The organism is Actinomadura rugatobispora, from assembly GCF_055379765.1.
On sequence record NZ_AP029191.1, the window covers coordinates 7370856 to 7389012 of the forward strand.

15 protein-coding genes and 3 tRNA genes are annotated in these 18157 nt (G+C 73.5%); 14 read left to right on the forward strand and 4 right to left on the reverse strand.

Features of this window, described 5'->3' with window-relative positions; genetic code table 11:
• Window positions 1–35 precede the first annotated feature (35 nt).
• Window positions 36–2003 (reverse strand): beta-propeller domain-containing protein, encoded by a 1968-nt coding sequence (locus ACZ466_RS32970; protein WP_378287732.1) that lies wholly within the window; start codon window positions 2001–2003, stop codon window positions 36–38.
• A 158-nt stretch (window positions 2004–2161) separates the two neighbouring features.
• On the opposite strand from ACZ466_RS32970, the gene ACZ466_RS32975 reads away from it, so the two are divergent.
• The 3 genes from ACZ466_RS32975 (at window position 2162) to ACZ466_RS32985 (ending at window position 3937) form a co-directional block, all read left to right on the forward strand.
• Complete coding sequence (locus ACZ466_RS32975; protein ID WP_378287733.1) at window positions 2162–2866, forward strand: acetamidase/formamidase family protein; 705 nt, start codon at window positions 2162–2164, stop codon at window positions 2864–2866.
• A 98-nt stretch (window positions 2867–2964) separates the two neighbouring features.
• Complete coding sequence (locus tag ACZ466_RS32980) at window positions 2965–3444, forward strand: GNAT family N-acetyltransferase (protein ID WP_378287734.1); 480 nt, start codon at window positions 2965–2967, stop codon at window positions 3442–3444.
• Between the two features lie 52 nt (window positions 3445–3496).
• Window positions 3497–3937: a winged helix-turn-helix transcriptional regulator gene (locus ACZ466_RS32985; RefSeq protein WP_378287735.1), complete on the forward strand. Its 441-nt coding sequence runs from the start codon at window positions 3497–3499 to the stop codon at window positions 3935–3937.
• On the opposite strand, the gene ACZ466_RS32990 is transcribed toward ACZ466_RS32985, so the two are convergent.
• The gene (locus ACZ466_RS32990; protein WP_378287736.1) at window positions 3901–4656 is read right to left on the reverse strand and encodes an enoyl-CoA hydratase-related protein; all 756 of its coding nucleotides are present in this window, start codon (window positions 4654–4656) and stop codon (window positions 3901–3903) included. The genes ACZ466_RS32985 and ACZ466_RS32990 overlap by 37 nt on opposite strands.
• Window positions 4657–4731: 75 nt before the next feature.
• Here ACZ466_RS32990 and ACZ466_RS32995 point away from each other — a divergent pair, with 75 nt between their 5' ends.
• The 9 genes from ACZ466_RS32995 to ACZ466_RS33035 all read left to right on the forward strand — a co-directional run bounded on the left by ACZ466_RS32995 (window position 4732) and on the right by ACZ466_RS33035 (window position 11623).
• On the forward strand, window positions 4732–5316 hold the full coding sequence (locus tag ACZ466_RS32995; RefSeq protein WP_378287737.1) for a TetR/AcrR family transcriptional regulator: 585 nt from the start codon (window positions 4732–4734) through the stop codon (window positions 5314–5316).
• Between the two features lie 69 nt (window positions 5317–5385).
• Complete coding sequence (locus ACZ466_RS33000) at window positions 5386–6270, forward strand: metal-dependent hydrolase (protein WP_378287738.1); 885 nt, start codon at window positions 5386–5388, stop codon at window positions 6268–6270.
• The gene (locus tag ACZ466_RS33005) at window positions 6267–7319 is read left to right on the forward strand and encodes a PDR/VanB family oxidoreductase (protein ID WP_378287739.1); all 1053 of its coding nucleotides are present in this window, start codon (window positions 6267–6269) and stop codon (window positions 7317–7319) included. The genes ACZ466_RS33000 and ACZ466_RS33005 overlap by 4 nt, the downstream gene beginning before the upstream one ends.
• A gap of 12 nt (window positions 7320–7331) precedes the next feature.
• Complete coding sequence (locus ACZ466_RS33010; RefSeq protein ID WP_378287740.1) at window positions 7332–8480, forward strand: NAD(P)/FAD-dependent oxidoreductase; 1149 nt, start codon at window positions 7332–7334, stop codon at window positions 8478–8480.
• Window positions 8481–8548: 68 nt separating this feature from the next.
• Complete coding sequence (locus ACZ466_RS33015; RefSeq protein ID WP_378287741.1) at window positions 8549–9937, forward strand: protein kinase domain-containing protein; 1389 nt, start codon at window positions 8549–8551, stop codon at window positions 9935–9937.
• Between the two features lie 219 nt (window positions 9938–10156).
• Window positions 10157–10230 (forward strand) — tRNA-Leu (locus ACZ466_RS33020).
• 4 nt (window positions 10231–10234) lie between these two features.
• A tRNA-Leu gene (locus ACZ466_RS33025) sits at window positions 10235–10309 on the forward strand.
• Between the two features lie 25 nt (window positions 10310–10334).
• A tRNA-Tyr gene (locus ACZ466_RS33030) sits at window positions 10335–10417 on the forward strand.
• 228 nt (window positions 10418–10645) lie between these two features.
• Window positions 10646–11623, forward strand: coding sequence for a glycosyltransferase family 2 protein (locus ACZ466_RS33035; protein ID WP_378287742.1), 978 nt, complete (start codon window positions 10646–10648; stop codon window positions 11621–11623).
• 20 nt (window positions 11624–11643) lie between these two features.
• On the opposite strand, the gene ACZ466_RS33040 is transcribed toward ACZ466_RS33035, so the two are convergent.
• A complete protein-coding gene (locus tag ACZ466_RS33040) occupies window positions 11644–12462 on the reverse strand; it encodes a glycosyltransferase family 2 protein (protein ID WP_464041781.1) in 819 nt (272 codons plus the stop codon).
• Between the two features lie 43 nt (window positions 12463–12505).
• On the opposite strand from ACZ466_RS33040, the gene ACZ466_RS33045 reads away from it, so the two are divergent.
• On the forward strand, window positions 12506–13105 hold the full coding sequence (locus tag ACZ466_RS33045; RefSeq protein WP_378287744.1) for an LbetaH domain-containing protein: 600 nt from the start codon (window positions 12506–12508) through the stop codon (window positions 13103–13105).
• Between the two features lie 156 nt (window positions 13106–13261).
• Here ACZ466_RS33045 and ACZ466_RS33050 read toward each other — a convergent pair whose 3' ends face one another.
• The gene (locus ACZ466_RS33050; protein ID WP_378287763.1) at window positions 13262–13570 is read right to left on the reverse strand and encodes a hypothetical protein; all 309 of its coding nucleotides are present in this window, start codon (window positions 13568–13570) and stop codon (window positions 13262–13264) included.
• On the opposite strand from ACZ466_RS33050, the gene ACZ466_RS33055 reads away from it, so the two are divergent.
• Window positions 13530–18149 carry a DUF4082 domain-containing protein gene (locus ACZ466_RS33055; protein WP_378287761.1) on the forward strand — a complete coding sequence of 1540 codons (4620 nt, stop codon included), beginning with the start codon at window positions 13530–13532 and terminating at the stop codon, window positions 18147–18149. The two genes, ACZ466_RS33050 and ACZ466_RS33055, sit on opposite strands and share 41 nt — an antisense overlap.
• Window positions 18150–18157 lie beyond the last annotated feature (8 nt).

Genomic DNA, 18157 nt, shown 5'->3' on the forward strand with positions numbered 1-18157 from the left:
CCCCACGGACCGGGACCGGGGTGATCGATGCCCCCTCAGAAGCGCAGCCAGGCGCGCTCGGCGAGGGTGGCGGTGTCGGTGGCGCGGGCGCCCTGGTCGGAGAGCGTCCACAGCGTGTCGCCGACGATCAGGGACCGGCGGATCGGGCCGGGGTAGGCGCCGTCGCGGGGGTGCCGCACCGTTCCGGCGCGGTGCACGCCCGCGGCGTCCACCTTCAGCACCAGCGCCTCGCTCTCGGCGGTGCGATGGCTGATCGGCAGCACGGTCAGGCCCGTCTGGGGCCAGTGCAGGAAGGCGTGCGGCTCGAACTCGGCGGTCGCGCTGGAGCCGGGCAGGTGGTAGGCGCCGACGCGGCGCGGCGGCCCGTTGACGTCGAAGAGCGACACCTGGGTGCCGCGCGTGCGGCCGTCGGTGCTCGCCTCCTGGCCGACGCCGAGGAGCCGGCCGCCGGCGACGGGATGCAGGTAGGCCGAATAGCCGGTGATCTTGAGCTCGCCGGTCACCCGGGGCCGTGCCGGGTCCTTCAGGTCGATCACGTAGAGCGGGTCGACCTGGCGGAAGGTGACCACGTACGCGGTGGTGCCGATGAAGCGCACCGAGTAGATCCGCTCGCCCTTGCCGAGGCCGTCCACCTTGCCGATCTCGCGCAGCGCGCGGCCGTCGGCGGCCAGGACGTGCACCGCGCTCTGCGAGCGGGGCGCGGTGCTCGACGCGGCGGGGCCGTCCGGGCGCACCGTGGACGCCGCCGGTGAGGTGGTGGTCGCGACGCGCAGCCTGCCGTCGTGCTCGGACATCGAGTACTGGTTGAGCAGCCGGCCGGGCACGGATCCGGACGCGACGTAGCGGGGGCGTGCGCCGCCGGTCACGTCGAACCGGTGGACGTGCGTGCTCTCGCGCGCCGCGGCCTCCCTCGCCCCCGTCCCGTTTCCGGTGACGTAGAGGCTCCTGCCGTTGCCGTAGACGGTCTGGCCGTCGGCGGCGACGGTCACCGGCCGGGGGTCGCCGAGGTCGCGGGCCAGGTCGAGGGTCAGCACGGAGAGCATGGTGGTGCCGGGCTGCGAGCCGGGACGGCTCACGTGCTCGCAGGGCGTCCGGAACGATTTCGGGGCCGCCGTCCCGGCACGGACCTCGAACCGGGGGAGCCAGGCGTCCAGCGGCGCCGACCGGACGATCTGCCGGTTGCGCTCGGTGGCCTGCCGCTCGCTGTCGGGCCCGCCGGGCCTGCCGGGCAGGTCGGGGAAGTCGATCCGCGGTGTGGACGTGACCACCACGTGCGCCGTGGAGCCGGTCTGGCGGGCGTCGACGTAGGTGCCCTCGGCGGTCATCGTCCCGACGACGCGGGGCGTGCCGGCCAGGCTGACCTGCGTGAGCGTGGTCTGGCTCCGGGCGAACGGGACGACCGGCTTGGACAGCGCGGGCCCGTCGGGCAGCGGCCTCAGCAGCCGGCTCCGCGGCGTCACGATCAGGACGCGGTCGCCGCTCAGCAGCAACTGCGACTGCCCGTACCCGATCGGCGAGGTCTCGCCCGGGGTGCCGGACGCCTCGCGCAGGTCGAGCCGGTGCACGACCGCGCGGGTCTTGGCGTCGATGACCTGGAGGCGCCCCTTGGCGAGCGTCACGATCCGGGTGCCGTCGGTCTTCACCAGGTCGGGTTCGTCGGCGCCGGCCTCGTGAGTGTTGGTGCCGGAGTGGCCGGGCGCCTGCTTCTCGGCGGCCGCGCCCGGGGCCGAGCCCTGCGCGCGGGCCGCGCCGTCCGGGACGGCGCCCTCGGGAACCGCGCCGAGCGGCAGGCGACCGGACTCCAGCTCGAAGCCGCCCAGGCCGTACGGGCCGACGTCGCGCTCGGTCGCGGCCCGCAGGCCCTTCAGCAACTCGTCGCAGCCGTTGTAGGCGACCAGCGCCATCGCCGGGGCCGCCGGGCCCGGACCGGTGGGCGCGGCGCCGCTGCACGCACCCGCCAGCAGCGCCAGCGGGAGGCATGCGATGAGCCTTCGGGACGGCATTGCCCTTAGACGCCGGCCGGTCGTGGAAGGTTCCGGAAAACTTCGGTGATCCCGGCCTTACTCAACTGTCAGAACGCCGAAACCAGCCGGAAACAGCACGGTCGGCAGGATCTGTTCATCTGATCTTCTCCGCTCTCCCGCTCCGGAAGGACCCTGCCTTGGCGCCCACGCTCGCGGCCGCACCGCCGGTCGTCCGCTTTCCCGGCCCGCCCGCCGCGGCCGGCTCCGCGACCCGCTCGGTACCCGGGCACAACCGCTGGCATCCCGACATCCCCGCCGTCGCCGAGGTGATCACCGGCGGCTCGGTGCGGATGGAGTGCGAGGGCCGGGAGCCCGGCGAGGAGGCCGTGCTGTGCGGCCCGCTGGTGGTGGTCGGCGCGGAGCCGGGCGACGTGATCGTGGTGGACGTGCTCGGCGTGGGCCGTTCCGACGGCGTGTACGCGCCGCACGGCCATCCCGGCGTCATCGGCTGCGCGCCCGCGTCCGGGGCGCCCGCGCCCGTCCCCGCCGCGGCCCCCGCCGTCCAGGACGGCGCGCTGCTCGGCCGGATCAGGCCCGGTTCGGTCACCTACGGGGCCCTGTACGGGCAGGTGGCGCGGGAGGCGCTGCGCAGCGAGGAGCGCGGCCGGGAGATCGGCGGCTGCGGCATCGCGCGGCTCGGCCCGGGGTCGCGGATCCTGCTGCCCGTCCACGTGCGCGGCGCCAAGCTGTCGGTCGGCGATCTGCACTTCCCGCCCGGCGGCGGGGCCGACTGCCGGTTCGAGGGCCGGCCCGGCTGGATCGACCTGCGGGTCAACCTCACCCGGCAGGGGGTCGAGCGCTTCAACGTCACCGGTCCGCTGCTGATGGCGGGGCCCGCGTGAGCCGCCGGGACGGCCGCCGGCGCGGGGACGGGTCGCGGCGCCCGGGACGATCTCCGTCGGGGGCGCGCGGAGTGGCACCGGTCGCCTAGGGTGTCAGTGTGATCGTTCGCCCGGCGACCGCCGACGACATTCCCGAGCTCACGCGGCTGCGCGAGCTCCTGTTCCGGCGCGTGATGGACTCCGCCGACCAGGACGCCGACCAGCCCCGCGAGGGGAACTGGCGCGAGGAGTTCGCCCGCGACCTGAAGGAGCGCCTGGGCGGGTCGCTGGGCGTGTTCGTCGTGGACGGCGAGGAGGACAAGCTCGCCGCCTGCGGGCTCGGGGTGATCGAGTACCGGCTCCCCGGGCCGTACCAGGGCGGCGCGTCGGCCGGCTACGTGCTCGGCATGGTCACCGATCCGCTGTACCGGGGCCGGGGCTACGCGCGGCTGATCATGCAGGAGCTGCTGGCGTGGTTCCGCGGCAAGGGCGTCTCCCGGGTCGACCTGCACGCCCCGGCGGAGGGCGCCGCGCTCTACCGGTCGATGGGCTTCCAGGAGCACCAGGTCGCGCTCACCTGGCACGCCCCACAGGCGTGATCGAGGCGCGTCCGGGCCCCTCCTGGCGCCGTTTCCCGCGGGTAGGCTCCTGATGGTGGACGTGAGAGCCGACGCGGGGGGCCCTACGGGCGAGGCCGGCCCGCTGGGCGACCCGGGCGACCTGAGCGATGTGTTCCGCAGCGACTGCCCCGGGCGCGCGGTCTTCGAGCACATCTCCGGGCGCTGGGGCATGCTCGTCCTGATCGCGCTGCGCGACGGCCCGATGCGGTTCTACATGCTGCGCGACCGCATCGGCGGGATCAGCGAGAAGATGCTCTCCCAGAATCTCAAGGTGCTGACCCGGGACGGGATCATCGAGCGCGAGGTGGAGCCGTCCAGCCCGCCGCGCGTGTCGTACCGGCTCAGCCCGTTCGGGCAGGAGCTGGCCGGGTCGCTGCAGCAGCTGGTCGACTGGATCGCCGCGAGCATGCCGACGATCCAGGTGTCGCAGCGGCGCTATGACGACGCCGCGGAGGGGGGCGGCGCGGGCTGACCCGCGTCCGCCCCGGCCAGGAGGGCGAGGGCGAGCCGGGTCTCGTTGCGGGCGGCGTCCGGTTCCGGCAGCGACCACTGCTCGGTGACCGAGCGGCGGACGGCGTCCAGCGCGGGCGCGGGCAGGGCGGCGATCGCGGCGGCCAGCCGCACGGCCTCGGGCAGCGCCTCCCCGGGTTCCACCAGGCGGGTGACCAGGCCGATGGCGAGGGCCTCGGCGGCCGGGACGCGGCGCGCGGTGAGCAGGATGTCGAGGGCCCGCGCCTGGCCGACGACGCGGGGCAGCCGTACCGTGCCCGCGTCCATGCACGGCAGGCCGTGGTTCAGGTTGAGCGCGCCGAACTCGGCGGTCGTGGACGCCACCCGCAGGTCGCACCACAGCGCCAGCTCGAACCCGCCGCCGAAGCAGTAGCCCTCGACCGCCGCGACCACCGGCTTGGACGCGGGTGCGCGCGTGACGTTCATGGGCGGCGGGCCGTCCTCGGCGGGGGTGGGGAAGTCGCCCGCCGCCATCGCCTTGAGGTCGTTGCCCGCGCAGAAGGTGCCGCCCGCGCCGGTGAGCACGATGGCGCGGACTCCCTTGTCCCGCTCGGCGGCGGCGATGGCGCGGCCGAGCGCCTCGGCGGCGGGGCCGTCGACGGCGTTGCGCCGTCCGGGCCGGTCCAGGGTGACGATCTGGACGGCGTCGCGGCGCTCGGTGCGGATGGTGCTGCTGGGCATGACGGCCTCCCGGGTCGACTCGAACGGCATTCTAGATAGATCGATCTAGCAAGAACAAGGGCTAGGATTCCGGGCATGGCGACGGACACGCGACGCCGGCTGCTGGAGGCCGCCGCGCAGCTCTTCCGGGAGCAGGGATACGCGGCGACCGGCCTCAAACAGATCACCGCCGCGTCCCAGGCCCCCTGGGGGTCGCTCTACCACTTCTTCCCGGGCGGCAAGGAGCAGCTGGGCGTCGAGGCGGTCGGCCACTCCGGGGAGCGCTACCTGCGGCTGTTCGACCTGGTCTACGAGCGGGCGGAGGGCGGCGAGGGCGTCGCCCGGGCGATCGAGGACTTCTTCCACCTGAGCGTCGACGCGCTGGAGCGGTCGGAGTGGGGCGACGGGTGTCCCATCGCGACCGTGGCGCTGGAGGCGTCCGGCACGAGCGAGCCGCTGCGGCACGCGTGCGCGGAGGTGTTCGCCTCGTGGCGGGAGGCGATCGCGCGGCGGCTGGCCTCCGCCGGGATCGCGCCGGAGCCGGCCGGGGAGCTGGCCACCTACGTGCTGGCCGCGTTCGAGGGCGCGATCGTGCTCAGCCGCGCGGCGCACGACACCGAGCCGCTGAAGGTGACCGCCCGGGTGGTGGCCGGGACGGTCCGCGCGGAGCTCCCCGCGTGAGCAGGCTCACTGTTGTTCATGGAAGGGCTCGGGAGTAGCGTCTTAGACCAAATGTCAATAGGAGCGCCGATGCCCCCTCCCGAGCTCGCCGAACCCGAGAACATCGTCCTGCGCGCCCGCGACGTGCGCTTCGACTGGTCCCGGGTGCCGCTGCACTGGATCCCGGGCGAGCCCGAGGCCACCCACCTGATCAACGTCCTGCACCTGCTGCTGCCCGCGGGCGAGCAGTGGTTCGTCCGCGTGCTCAAGCAGGCCCTCCCGTACGTGCGCGACGAGCGGCTGCGCCAGGACGTGCTCGGCTTCATCGGCCAGGAGGCCGTCCACGCCGCCTCGCACGACGCCGTCCTCGACCACTTCGTCGCCCAGGGCCTGGACGTGCGGCCGTTCGTCCGCCAGATGGACTTCATGTTCGGGAGCCTGCTCGGCGACCGCGACCTCACCGGCGTCCGGGCGCGCGTCTGGCTGAACGAGCGGCTGGCCATCGTCGCCGCCATCGAGCACTTCACCGGCGTCCTCGGCGACTGGATCCTGGGCGCCGAGGCGCTGGACGCGGCGGGCGCCGACCCGATGATGATGGACCTGCTGCGCTGGCACGGCGCCGAGGAGGTCGAGCACCGGCACGTCGCCCACGACCTGTTCATGCACCTGGACGGCTCGTACGCGGCCCGGATCCGCGCCATGGCCGAGACGATCACCATGCTGACGTCCCTGTGGCAGCGCGGGCACCGCTTCCTCATGGCCCGCGACCCGCTCATGGCCGGCCACCCGGTGAAGGGCGGCCTCCGCCACATGTACCGCGCGGGGCGCGCGGGCCTGCTGCCCCAGGGCCGCCTCCTTGGGCGCTCGGTCGGCCGCTACCTCAAACGCTCCTACAGCCCGCTGAACGAGGGCTCCACGTCCAGGGCCCTGGACTACCTCGCGACGTCCCCGGCCGCGCAGGCGGCGCTGCGATGACCGCCATGCCGCCCGACCTGCGCGGCCGCCGCGCCCGCGACCCCTTCTGGGTGACGGTCAGCGCCGTCTTCCGGGGGATCGAGCGGGTGCGGTCCCTGCGCGCGCCGGTGATCCCGAACGTGCCCCCGGTGGACCGGACGCTGCGCCTGGTCGTCCAGGAGGTACGGCCCGAGGCGGACGGCGTGGTGAGCCTGCGGCTCGGCGCCCCCGACGGCCGGGCGCTGCCGCGCTGGCAGCCGGGCTGCCACCTGGACGTTCGGCTCCCGTCCGGGCGGCGCCGCCAGTACTCGCTGTGCGGCGACCCGGCCGACCGCCGCGCGTACCGCGTCGCGGTCCGCATGATCCCCGGCGGCGCCGGCTCGACCGAGATCCACCACGAGCTGCACGAGGGAACGACCCTCACCGTCGAGGGCCCGCGGAACGCCTTCCCGTTCCTGGTCCGCGACCGCTACCTGTTCCTCGCCGGCGGCATCGGCATCACGCCCGTCCTCCCGATGGTGCGGGCAGCCCACCACCTCGGCGCGGACTGGCACCTGGTCTACACGGGCCGGACCCGCGCCTCGCTCCCGTTCCTGGACGAACTCGCCGCGCTCCCCGCGGACCGGATCACCGTCCGTGCCGACGACGAGGTCGGGGTGCCGGACGGCGCCGGGCTGCTGCGCGGGGCGCGGCCCGGCACGGCCGTGTACTGCTGCGGCCCCGCACCGATGATCGACGCCGTGCGGGGGGCGTTCGTCCCGGACGGGAACCGCACCCTCCACTTCGAACGCTTCGCCCCGCCCGCGGTCGTCGACGGCCGCCCGTTCGAGGTCGAGCTGCGCCGCAGCGGGCTCACCCTTCGGATACCCGCCGACCGCTCCGCGCTCGACGTCATCCGCGAGGCCCTGCCGGATGTGCCCTACTCCTGCCGCCAGGGGTTCTGCGGCACCTGCCGCACCCCCCTCCTGGCCGGCGACGCCGACCGCCGGGCCCCCTCCGACCCCGACGACGGCTCGATCCTCATCTGCGTATCACGAGCGAGCGCCGGCCGCCTGACCCTGAACCTGTAGTCCAATGGGGTCATGCGAGTCGCTGTCATCGGGGCCGGGGTCGTGGGGGCCGCGGTCGCGGCCGGGCTGACCCGGCGGGGTGCGGAGGTCGTCCTGCTCGACCGGGACGTGCCGGGGGCCGGGACGACCGCCACCACGATCGCCTGGATCAACTCCAACAACAAGGACCCTGACCACTACTTCGCGTTCAACCACGCGGGCGTCCGGGCGCATCACGCGCTGGCGGCGGGCGGCGGCGACTGGTTCGTCCCCACCGGCAGCCTGGAGGTCGCGGCGAGCGACGAGCACCGCGGGTGGCTCGCGGAGCGGGTCGCCAAGCTGCGGAGTCGCGCCTACCCGGTGCGCTACCTCACGGCGGACGAGGTCCGCGAGCTGGAGCCTGACCTGGTCCGGCCGGACGGGGCCGACTACGCGTTCTTCCCCGAGGAGGCGCACGCCCACCCGATCAGGCTGCTCGCCCGTTTCCTCGGCGAGGCCCGCGACGGCGGCGCCCGCGTCGAGACCGGCGCGGAGGTCCGCGAGATCGCCTCCTCGCCCTCCGGCGTGACGCTCGCGCTCGCCGGCGGCCGCACGCTCACCGCCGACGTCGCGGTGACGTGCGCGGGGCGGTGGACGCAGGAGGTGGCCGCGTCCGCCGGACTGACCGTGCCGATGCTCGACCCGCGCGTGTCCGGCCCGGCCGTCAACGCCTACCTGGGCGTGACCGCCCCCATCCCGGCCCGGCTGTCCCGGCACGTCACCACCGGCCGCCTCAACCTGCGGCCCGACGGCGGCGGGCGGATCATGCTGCACGCGCTCGACCTGGACGCCACGGCCGATCCGGCCGCCGAGCCCGCGCCCGCGATCGGGACGGAGCTGCTCTCCCGGCTCCCGGGCGTCCTGGCACCGGTGCCGGGCGCCCGCCTCGAACGGCTCGTGGTCGGGCAGCGCGCCATGCCCGCCGACGGCCTCACGGTCGCCGGTTTCGCCGACGGCCACGCCCGCGTCTACGTCGTCGCCACGCACAGCGGGATCACCCTCTCCGCCCTGCTCGCGGAGGAGGTGGCGGCCGAGGTGCACGGCGCCGAATCCGCCTGGCTGCGCGCCTACCGGCCGACCCGGTTCGCGGCCGGCGGCGCCGGTCCGGCGTCCGTCCCGCCCCGCTGGCCGGGCGAACAGTGACGCCGGAACTCCTGTGATATGCGAACCTTGTGAGGCTTGCCGCCCACGACCCGCAAGGAGAACGCATCGTGCCGGGCCCGTCGCACCTTGATCATCCGGCCCGTATCGGTCCGTACCGGATCCTGGACCGGCTCGGCGAGGGCGGCATGGGCACGGTGTACCTGGGCGCCGACGACTCCGGCGGCAAGGTCGCCATCAAGGTCATCCGCAAGGAGCACGCGGCCGACCCCCGCTACCGGGCCCGGTTCGAGTCGGAGGTCGCGGCGGCGCAGCGCGTCCGGCCGTTCTGCACCGCCCCGGTCCTGGACGCCGACCCGCGCGCCGACCCGCCCTACCTGGTCACCGAGTTCGTCTCCGGGTCCAGCCTGCAGGAGGCGGCCCCGCTGCGCGGCGCCGACCTGGAGGCGCTGGCCGTCGGGATGGCCTCCGCGCTGACCGCGATCCACGACGCGGGCGTGGTGCACCGCGATCTCAAGCCCGCCAACGTGCTGCTGTCGCCGTACGGGCCGCGGGTGATCGACTTCGGGATCGCGCGGGGCGCGGACGCGACCCGGCTCACCGCCACCGGCGGGCTGGTCGGCACGCCCACGTTCATGTCGCCCGAGCAGCTCAACGGCCGCGACGCCACCCCCGCCTCCGACGTGTTCGCCTGGGGCGCGACGCTCGCGTTCGCCGCCAGCGGCCGGCCCTGCTTCGGCGGGAGCACGCTGCCCGCGATCATCCACCAGATCCTCACGGCCGAGCCCGAACTGCGCGGCCTCGACGGCACGCTCCTGACCGTCGTGCGGGCCGCGCTCGCCAAGGACCCCGCCGGCCGTCCCACCGCGCAGCAGCTCCTCCAGCGCCTGGTCTCCAGCACGCAGCAGCCCGCGACCCAGCCGGGCACCCAGTCGGCGCCGCCTCCGCCGCCGCCGTCCGTCCACGTGCAGCAGCCGCTCCCGCCGCCCGCGATGGGCTCGGACGAGTCCGCCGCCCTGGTCGAGCGGCAGTACCGCCTGGCCGCCGAGGCCGGCGACACGGCGGCCATGTACAACCTGGGCGTCCTGCTGAAGTGGCGCGGCCAGACGGCCGAGGCCGAGTACTGGTACCGCCGGGCCGCCGCGGGGCAGCAGACCTACAACCGCGCCCCGTACCAGACCGCCTACAACCGGCCGGTCGCGTACAACACCCCCGCCCCCACGCACGCCGGCGCGCACGGCTACGCCCAGCCGCGCTACAACAGCGCCGCCGTCTACGCGATCACCTTCGGCGTGCTGGGGATGTTCACCTGCGGCCTTCCGTCGATCCCCGCGATCATCGCCGGCCACATGGGCTGGGTGAAGGTGAAACGCACCGGCGAACGCGGCGCCGGAATGGCCGCGGCCGGGATCGCGCTCGGCTGGATCATGGTGGCCTTCTGGGTCCTGATCGCCATCGGCTGGGCGATCGGCGATGACACTTCGGGTTCGACGCCCTAAAGAAAAAGGGATTGCGTTAACCGGGGAATGATGGCACTGTAGTACCCGTCAGCCCGGAACGGGAATGACAGCGAGACTTCTGAGAGGAGGCCGGCCGTGCGGCGACTACTTTATCGACTGCCCCAGGCGTCATGCGCCCCCGCCGGCCGGTATTATCCCGCCTCCTGAGCTTCGCCGGCCGCGCGGATCGCAGTGACGCCCTACCTCGATCCTTGTCACGCGGCTCTACTCCAACAGGCAGAGAGGCCACTCTCAGGACGTGGATGTTCCGGGTTCGACTCCCGGGAGCCGCACGACGCCCCCGTCGCCCAACAGGCAGAGGCGCCTGCCCGAGGAGCAGGAATGGTGCGGGTTCGAATCCCGCCGGGGGTACGCGGTAGAAATCCCAGCCGAACGAGGGGCGGCGCCGACGCTGGAGAGTCGGGGCTGGCTGTAACCCAGTCGCCTAGCGCTGAGTGGGTTCGAATCCCACCCGCCCCACCCATTATTTCCTTTCCGCATGCCATTTCTGGAAAGGAAAGACCCGGTCCCTGCCGCTGTTCATGGGAAAGGGCGGCGGCCGGTCAGGGACGAGCCGCCGGGCGAGCGCCGTAGGCCGGGACTCGGAGACGCGGCCTCGCCCCGCTTGACCACGACCGGTCAGGGCGCCGGTTGCGGGCGGCGGATGCGGGACGCTGACCCCGGAGGGCGGGCACGGGGGAGGTCCAGGTGCGGGACGAGGACGGCGACGGCCGCTTCGCGGACGCGGAGCCGCCGGGCGACGGCGTGTCGATCATCGTGGTGACGTACCGCAGCGCGCGGCACGTCGAGGCGTGCGTGGCCGCGCTGCGCCGCGCCGCCCGGGACGGCGCCGCCGAACTGATCATCGTGGACAACGACTCCCCGGACGACACCGCCGAACTCGCCCGTACCGTGGCGCCGGACGCCCGGGTGGTCGACAGCGGCCGGAACGGCGGGTTCGCCCACGGCTGCCACGAGGGCGTGGCCAGGGCCCGCGGCCAGTGGCTGGTCTTCGTCAACCCCGACGCGGTCCCCGCCCCCGGCAGCATCGAGGCCCTCCTGGACTGCGCCCACGCCGAGCCGCAGGCCGGGATCGTGGGCGGCCGCTGCATCGCCCCGGACGGCACGACCGACCCGCGCAGCTGGTGGGGACGTCCGGACCTGTGGTCGGCGTTCTGCTTCGCGACCCTGCTCAGCTCGCTGTTCCCCGGCAACCGGCTGTTCGACCCGGAGGCGCCGCGGCCGTGGTCGAGCGACGTCCAGCAGGTGCCCGTGGTCACCGGCGGGTTCATGCTGGTGTCCAAACGGGTGTGGGAGGAGACCGGCGGTTTCGACCGGTCGTTCTTCATGTACGGCGAGGACGCCGACCTGTGCCTGCGCGCGGCCGGTCTGGGCTACACGCCCACGGTGACGGGCCGCGCGACGTTCCGGCACGAGGTGGGCGCGTCGTCGAGCGGCGCCGCCAAGCTCGTCATGCTCTTCACCGGCAAGGCGACCGTGATGCGCCGTCACGTCGGCAAGGGCGCGGTGCGGCTGCTCCTGACGGGCGTCTTCCTGCGCGCCGCGCTCAGCCGCGTCGTCAGCGCCCGCCCCGGCCGCCAGGGCAGACCCACCGCCAAGGGCGCGGACTGGCGCGAACTATGGAAACGACGCCGCGACTGGTCCAAAGGCTGGCCCGCCCAGTGACCCCCCGGCCCGCCACCAGGTCATGCTCGGCTGCTGTTGTCGCGTTGCCAGGTGGTCGGGGTGGCGTGGCGGGCTCGGTGGCGGGCTATGAGGGCCACGGTGAGGAACAGGGCGATGTGCGGGGTGAGCCAGGGGGCGCGGCGGGCTATGGCGGCCAGGTCGGCGACGCCGGTGCGGGCGGAGCCGCCGGGCTGGTCTGGGGCGGCGCTTTCGAGTTGGTCGGTGCCGGCGGCGGCGCGTTCGCGGCGGCGGAGCAGGTCGGCGAGGGTGCGGGGCGGGTGGACGACGACGCGCGCGCCGTTCGCGATGGCGCGTTCGTGGGGGGCGAAGGCGAGGGAGGCGGCGAGGTCGTCGGCCATGACCTGGGGGAGTGCGGCGATGCGGGTGTGGCCTTCGGCGGTGACGCCGATGACGCCGCGTCCGAAGAGGCCGCGGCGGATTTCGGGCAGGCGCGTCCACACGGCGTAGTAGGCGCGGACCGTCCAGGGGCGGCCGGTCATGTTCAGGGCGCGGGACGGGGCGGCGGCCAGGATGCCGGGGCGGTCGAGGGCGGCGGCGAGGGCGTGGACGTCGGCGGTGCGCAGTTCGACGTCGGCGTCCACGTAGAGGCGGGGGAAGCCGCGGGCGGCGGTGTCGCCGAGGCGGAGCGCGGCGGCCTTGGACGCCTCGGGTGTCTCGACGACCCGGACCGCGTCGCCGAATGAGGCGGCGATGTCCGCGGTGGCGTCGGTGCAGCCGTTGGGGACGACGACGATGTCGAGGTCGCCGGGCCGGGCCGATTCCAGCAGGCCCCGCAGCAGCCGGCCGATGACCTTGGCCTCGTCGTGTGCGGGGATCACGATGCTCACCACAAGTGGCGAGTATGGACCAGGAGGGAGATCCATGGGCGTCCGGATCGAGCCAAGCGCCGATGTCGACGAGAGCGCGGTGATCGGGGACGGCACGGCGGTGTGGCATCTGGCGCAGGTGCGCGAGAACGCGGTCCTGGGCCGCGACTGCATCGTGAGCCGGGGCGCGTACGTCGGGCCGGGGGTGCGGATCGGGGACGCGGTCAAGCTGCAGAACCACGCGCTGGTGTACGAGCCGGCGGTGCTGGAGGACGGGGTGTTCATCGGCCCCGCCGCGGTCCTGACCAACGACCTGTATCCGCGTTCGGTGGACGTGGACGGGAAGTTGAAGCGGCCGGCGGACTGGGACGCGCTCGGCGTGACGGTGCGGGAGGGGGCCTCGGTGGGGGCGCGGGCCGTGGTGGTGGCGGGGGTGACGGTCGGTCGGTGGGCGCTGGTCGCGGCGGGCGCGGTGGTGGCGCGGGACGTGCCGGACTTCGCGCTGGTCGCCGGGACCCCGGCGCGCCGGATCCGGTGGGTGGGGCGGGCCGGGGTGCCGCTGGAGGACGCGGGCGGCGGCCGGTGGCGGTGCCCGCGGACCGGTGAGGATTACGTGGAGGCGGCCGCCGGATGTTTGGATCTTGCGCCGCGCTGACCCCCTAGGCCACCACCGGCCAGACCCTCTTCTTTCGGCGGGGGCCGCGCTTATAGTCGAGACGCTTTCGGTACGGGGTTGTTTTTCGGAGCTCGGTATTCGGGGCGGGGCCGGTCCTTATTCGGGTTTCCGGTGGTCCTGCTCGCGGTGGGGTCGCTAGGGGGCGCGCAGTGAGGGCACGATCGTCATGAACGCGGCCCCCATTCGGGTGCGGGCCAGTCTGCTGATGGTGTTCGCCCTGGTAGCAGGGTGTCTGGCGGCGCTGGCGACGCCCGCGGTGCGGGCCGCGGCGGGGCCGTGCGACGCGGGCGGCAATCCGGTGGCGTGCGAGAATTCGAAGCCGGGTTCGCCTCCTTCGGAATGGGAAAAGGCGTCCGGAGGCGGCCAGACGATCGAGGGTTTCACGACCTCGTTCAGCGTGAACGTGGGGCAGACCGTCCAGTTCAAAATCAGGACGCCGGCCACCGGTTACTCGATCGGCATTTACCGGATGGGTTATTACGGTGGTAATGGTGCGCGTAAGATCGCGCAGCTGGCACCGTCGGCGGCGCTGCCGCAGCCGCAGCCCGCGTGCCTGACCGACGACGCGTCCGGGCTGGTCGACTGCGGCAACTGGGGGGTGTCGGCGAGCTGGCCGGTGCCGGCCACGGCGGTGTCGGGGATCTACTTCGCGCATCTGGTCCGGACGGACGGCGAGGGCGACGACAACCACGTGGTGTTCGTGGTCCGCGACGACGCGAGCCGGTCGGACATGGTGTTCAAGACCTCCGACACGACGTGGCAGGCGTACAACAAGTGGGGCGGCAACAGCCTGTACGCGGGGGACAGCACGGCGGCGTCCGGGCGCGCGGTGAAGGTGAGCTACAACCGGCCGTTCGGGACGCGGGAGGACACCCCGTGGGGGCGTGACTTCGTGTTCGCCAACGAGTACCCGATGGTGCGGTTCCTGGAGGCCAACGGCTACGACGTGAGCTATATCGGCGGCGTGGACGCCGACGCGCGCGGGCAGCTCATCAGGAACCACCGGATGTTCCTGTCGGTGGGGCACGACGAGTACTGGTCGGGTGCGGAGCGCGCGCACGTGGAGGCGGCCCGGGACGCGGGCGTGCACCTGGCGTTCTTCAGCGGCAACGAGGTGTACTGGAAGACGCGCTGGGAGAACGGCGCGGGCGCGTCGGGGGCGTCGCACCGGACGCTGGTGGTCTACAAGGAGACCCGCGCCAACGCCAAGATCGATCCGTCGCAGGAGTGGACGGGGACGTGGCGGGATCCCCGGTTCAGCCCGCCCTACGACGGCGGCCGGCCGGAGAACGGCCTGACCGGGACGATCTTCACGGTGAACTGCTGCGGGGTGGCGCTGAAGGTGCCGGCGGCGGACGGGAAGATGCGGTTCTGGCGGGGCACGGCCGTGGCCGGGCAGCCGGCGGGGTCGACGATGACGCTGGTCGACCAGACGGTCGGGTACGAGTGGGACGAGGACCTCGACAACGGGGCGCGGCCCGCGGGCCTGTTCCGGATGTCGTCGACGACGGCGGAGGTGCCGGAGAAGCTCGTCGACTACGGGTCGGAGGTGGCGCCGGGCACGGCGACGCACTCGCTGACGATGTACCGGGCGCCGAGCGGGGCGCTGGTGTTCGGCGGCGGCACGGTGCAGTGGTCGTGGGGGCTGGACGCGGTGCACGACGGCCCGTCGGACGCGCCGACGTCCCCCGATCCGAACGTGCGGCAGGCGACGGTGAACCTGTTCGCCGACATGGGCGTGCAGCCGCTGACGTTGCAGAGCGGGCTGGTCAGGGCGTCGGCGTCGGCCGACCGGACGCCGCCGGTGTCGTCGGTCACCTCGCCGGCGCCGGGCACGGACGTGGTGAACGGCCGCACCCTGACGATCTCCGGTACGGCGTCGGACGTGGGCGGCGGCCAGGTCGGGGGCGTGGAGGTCTCGACCGACGGCGGGACGACGTGGCGGGCGGCGAAGGGCCGGGCGAACTGGACCTACGCGTGGGACGCCGCCGGCAACGGCCCGGTGACGATCAAGACGCGGGCGGTCGACGACAGCGGCAACATCGAGACGCCCGGTGCCGGGACGACGTTCGACGTGGCGTGCCCGTGCCGGCTGTTCGGTGATTCGGCGGTGCCGTCGCGGCCGTCCGACAGCGACACCACGGCGACCGAGCTCGGGGTGAAGTTCAGGGCGGCCTCGAACGGCTGGATCACCGGCATCCGCTTCTACAAGGGCCAGGGCAACACCGGGACGCACACCGGCACCCTGTGGGACAAGGACGGCAACCGGCTGTCGTCCACGACGTTCGTGGACGAGACGGGGTCGGGCTGGCAGACGGCGTCGTTCCCCACACCCGTCCAGGTGCAGGCGGGCACGACCTACGTCGCGTCCTACTTCGCGCCCAACGGCCGGTACGCGGCCGATCCCGCCTACTTCGCCCTGAAGGAGCACAGCGTTCCGCCGTTGACGGGGCTCAAGGCGGACACGCCGGGCGGCAACGGCGTCTACCGCTCCGGCTACTCGGGGTTCCCCACGTCCACGTTCAACGGCGGCAACTACTACGTGGACGTCACGTTCGTCACGGTGAAGCCGCCGGACACGATGAAGCCCACCATCGTGGACAACACGCCCTACGCGGGCTCGTCGAGCGTGAAGACCTCGACCAGGCCGGCGGTGACGTTCAGCGAGCCGATCCGGCAGGGGACGCCGCAGTTCACCCTGAGGAACGGCACGACCGCGATCCCGGGCACGGCGAGCCTGGACGACTCCAGGACGGTCCTCACCTTCACGCCCTCCTCACCGCTGCCCGCCTCCACCAGGCTCACGGCCTCGGTCGCCGGGGCGAGCGACGACGCGGGCAACACGATGGAGGGCTTCGGCTACTCCTTCACGACGGCGAAGCCCGCGCCCGTCCCGGGGCAGTGCCCGTGCAGCATCTGGCCGGACGACACGACCCCGGCGGTGGAGGGCGTCGCCGACGCGAACGAGATCGAGCTGGGCGTGCGCTTCACCGCCGACCGCGACGGGTTCGTCAACGGCGTTCGCTTCTACAAGGGCCGCAACAATGACGGCCCCCACATCGGCACCCTCTGGAGCAAGACCGGGGGGCAGCTCGCCACGGCGACGTTCTCGAACGAGTCGACCCTGGGCTGGCAGGAGGTCACCTTCTCCACGCCCGTCCAGGTGCAGGCGGGGGAGACGTACGTCGCCTCGTACCACACGACCAAGGGCTGGTACTCGGCCACGTATGGCGGGCTCGGCGGCGCCGTGGACAACCCGCCGCTCCAGGCCCTCGCCAACGGGAACGGCGGCGGGAACGGCGTCTACAAGTACGGCCCGCGGGGTTTCCCCAACCAGTCGTACGGCGCGACGAACTATTGGGTCGACGTCGTGTTCACGCCCCCGCCGGACACCACGCCCCCGACCGTGTCCAAGGGCAGCCCCTCGAACGAGGCCACCAGCGTCCCGACCGGGGCCAAGGTCAAGGTGACCTTCAACGAGCCGGTGCGCTCCGGAACGCCCGTATTCACCCTGGCCGGGCCCAGCGGTCAGGAGGTCGCGGGCACCGCGGTCCTGGACGCGACCGGGCGGACGCTGACGTTCACCCCGTCCACCGGCCTCGCCGCCGCCACCCGCTATACGGCCAGGGTCAGCGGTGCCAGGGACGTGGCGGGCAACGTGATGGCGGGCACCACGCAATGGTCGTTCACGACGTCGGGGGCGTGCCCGTGCACTCTCTTCCCCAGCGACGCCGTGCCCACGACCGTAGCCGACAGCGACACCCGGGCCATCGAGGTGGGCGTCAAGTTCACCGCCGACCGGGCCGGATGGGTCTCCGGCATCCGCTTCTACAAGGGGCCCGGGAACACGGGCACGCACGTGGGAAGCCTCTGGACCCACGACGGCATCCGCAAGGCGCAGGGGACGTTCACCAACGAGACGGCGTCGGGCTGGCAGACCCTCACGTTCTCGGCCCCGGTCGCCGTCGCCGCAGGGGCGACCTATGTCGCCTCGTACCACGCGCCCAACGGCCACTACTCGGCCGACGGAGGCTACTTCACCTCCGCCTACGACAACGCCCCCTTGCACGGCCTCGCCACCGGCACCACGCCCGGAGGGAACGGCGTCTACACCTACACCTCCACCTCGCGCTTCCCCAGCAGCACGTGGGGCGGGGCGAACTACTGGGTGGACGCCGTCTTCACCGACGCCGACCCGGGGGACACCACCAAACCCACCGTGGACGCCATCGACCCCGCGAACGGGGCCACCAGCGCGCCGCGCGCAGCACGTCCCTCGGTGACGTTCGACGAACCCGTGCAGGGCGGCACCGTGCAGTTCACCCTGACAGGACCCGGCGGCGCCCAGGTGGACGGGTCGGTGAGCTACGACCCCGACACGCGCACCGCCACGTTCACGCCCGCGGCCCCACTCGCCTGGACGACCCGGTACACCGCCACCGTCCAGGGAGCCAAGGACCTCGCGGGCAACACGATGACCGGCACGCGCACCTGGTCGTTCACCACCGCCAGGCAGACCACGCCCGGCCAGTGCCCCTGCTCCATCTGGCCCGACGAGGCGACGCCGCAGATAGCGAGCGTGGACGACGCGGGCTCGGTGGAGCTGGGGCTGAAGTTCCGCGCCGACTCCAACGGCTGGGTCACCGGCGTCCGCTTCTACAAGGGCGCCCAGAACACCGGCACGCACACCGGCAGCCTGTGGGACAGGGACGGCAACCGCCTGGCCACGGCGACCTTCACCAACGAATCGGCCTCCGGCTGGCAGGAGGTCCGCTTCGCCACCCCCGTCCAGGTGACGGCCGGGACGACCTACGTCGTGTCCTACCTCGCCCCCGACGGCCACTACTCGGCCAGCGTCGGCGCCTTCCAGAACCAGGGCGTCGACGCGCCCCCGCTCCACGCCCTGCGGTCGGGAGAGGACGGCCCCAACGGCGTCTACCGCTACGGCTCCGGGGGCTTCCCGTCCACCGCGTCCACCTCCAACTACTGGGTCGACGCCATCTTCACCACCACGGCACCGTGAGGAGCTTT

What these genes read in the sequence shown, in the direction of transcription:
- ACZ466_RS33005 (WP_378287739.1), top strand. Translation starts at nt 6,267, where the DNA reads ATGACCGCCATGCCGCCCGACCTGCGCGGCCGCCGCGCCCGCGACCCC.
- ACZ466_RS32985 (WP_378287735.1), top strand. Translation starts at nt 3,497, where the DNA reads ATGGTGGACGTGAGAGCCGACGCGGGGGGCCCTACGGGCGAGGCCGGC.
- ACZ466_RS32995 (WP_378287737.1), top strand. Translation starts at nt 4,732, where the DNA reads ATGGCGACGGACACGCGACGCCGGCTGCTGGAGGCCGCCGCGCAGCTC.
- ACZ466_RS33010 (WP_378287740.1), top strand. Translation starts at nt 7,332, where the DNA reads ATGCGAGTCGCTGTCATCGGGGCCGGGGTCGTGGGGGCCGCGGTCGCG.
- ACZ466_RS33000 (WP_378287738.1), top strand. Translation starts at nt 5,386, where the DNA reads ATGCCCCCTCCCGAGCTCGCCGAACCCGAGAACATCGTCCTGCGCGCC.
- ACZ466_RS33045 (WP_378287744.1), top strand. Translation starts at nt 12,506, where the DNA reads ATGGGCGTCCGGATCGAGCCAAGCGCCGATGTCGACGAGAGCGCGGTG.
- ACZ466_RS32990 (WP_378287736.1), bottom strand. Translation starts at nt 4,656, where the DNA reads ATGCCCAGCAGCACCATCCGCACCGAGCGCCGCGACGCCGTCCAGATC.
- ACZ466_RS32970 (WP_378287732.1), bottom strand. Translation starts at nt 2,003, where the DNA reads ATGCCGTCCCGAAGGCTCATCGCATGCCTCCCGCTGGCGCTGCTGGCG.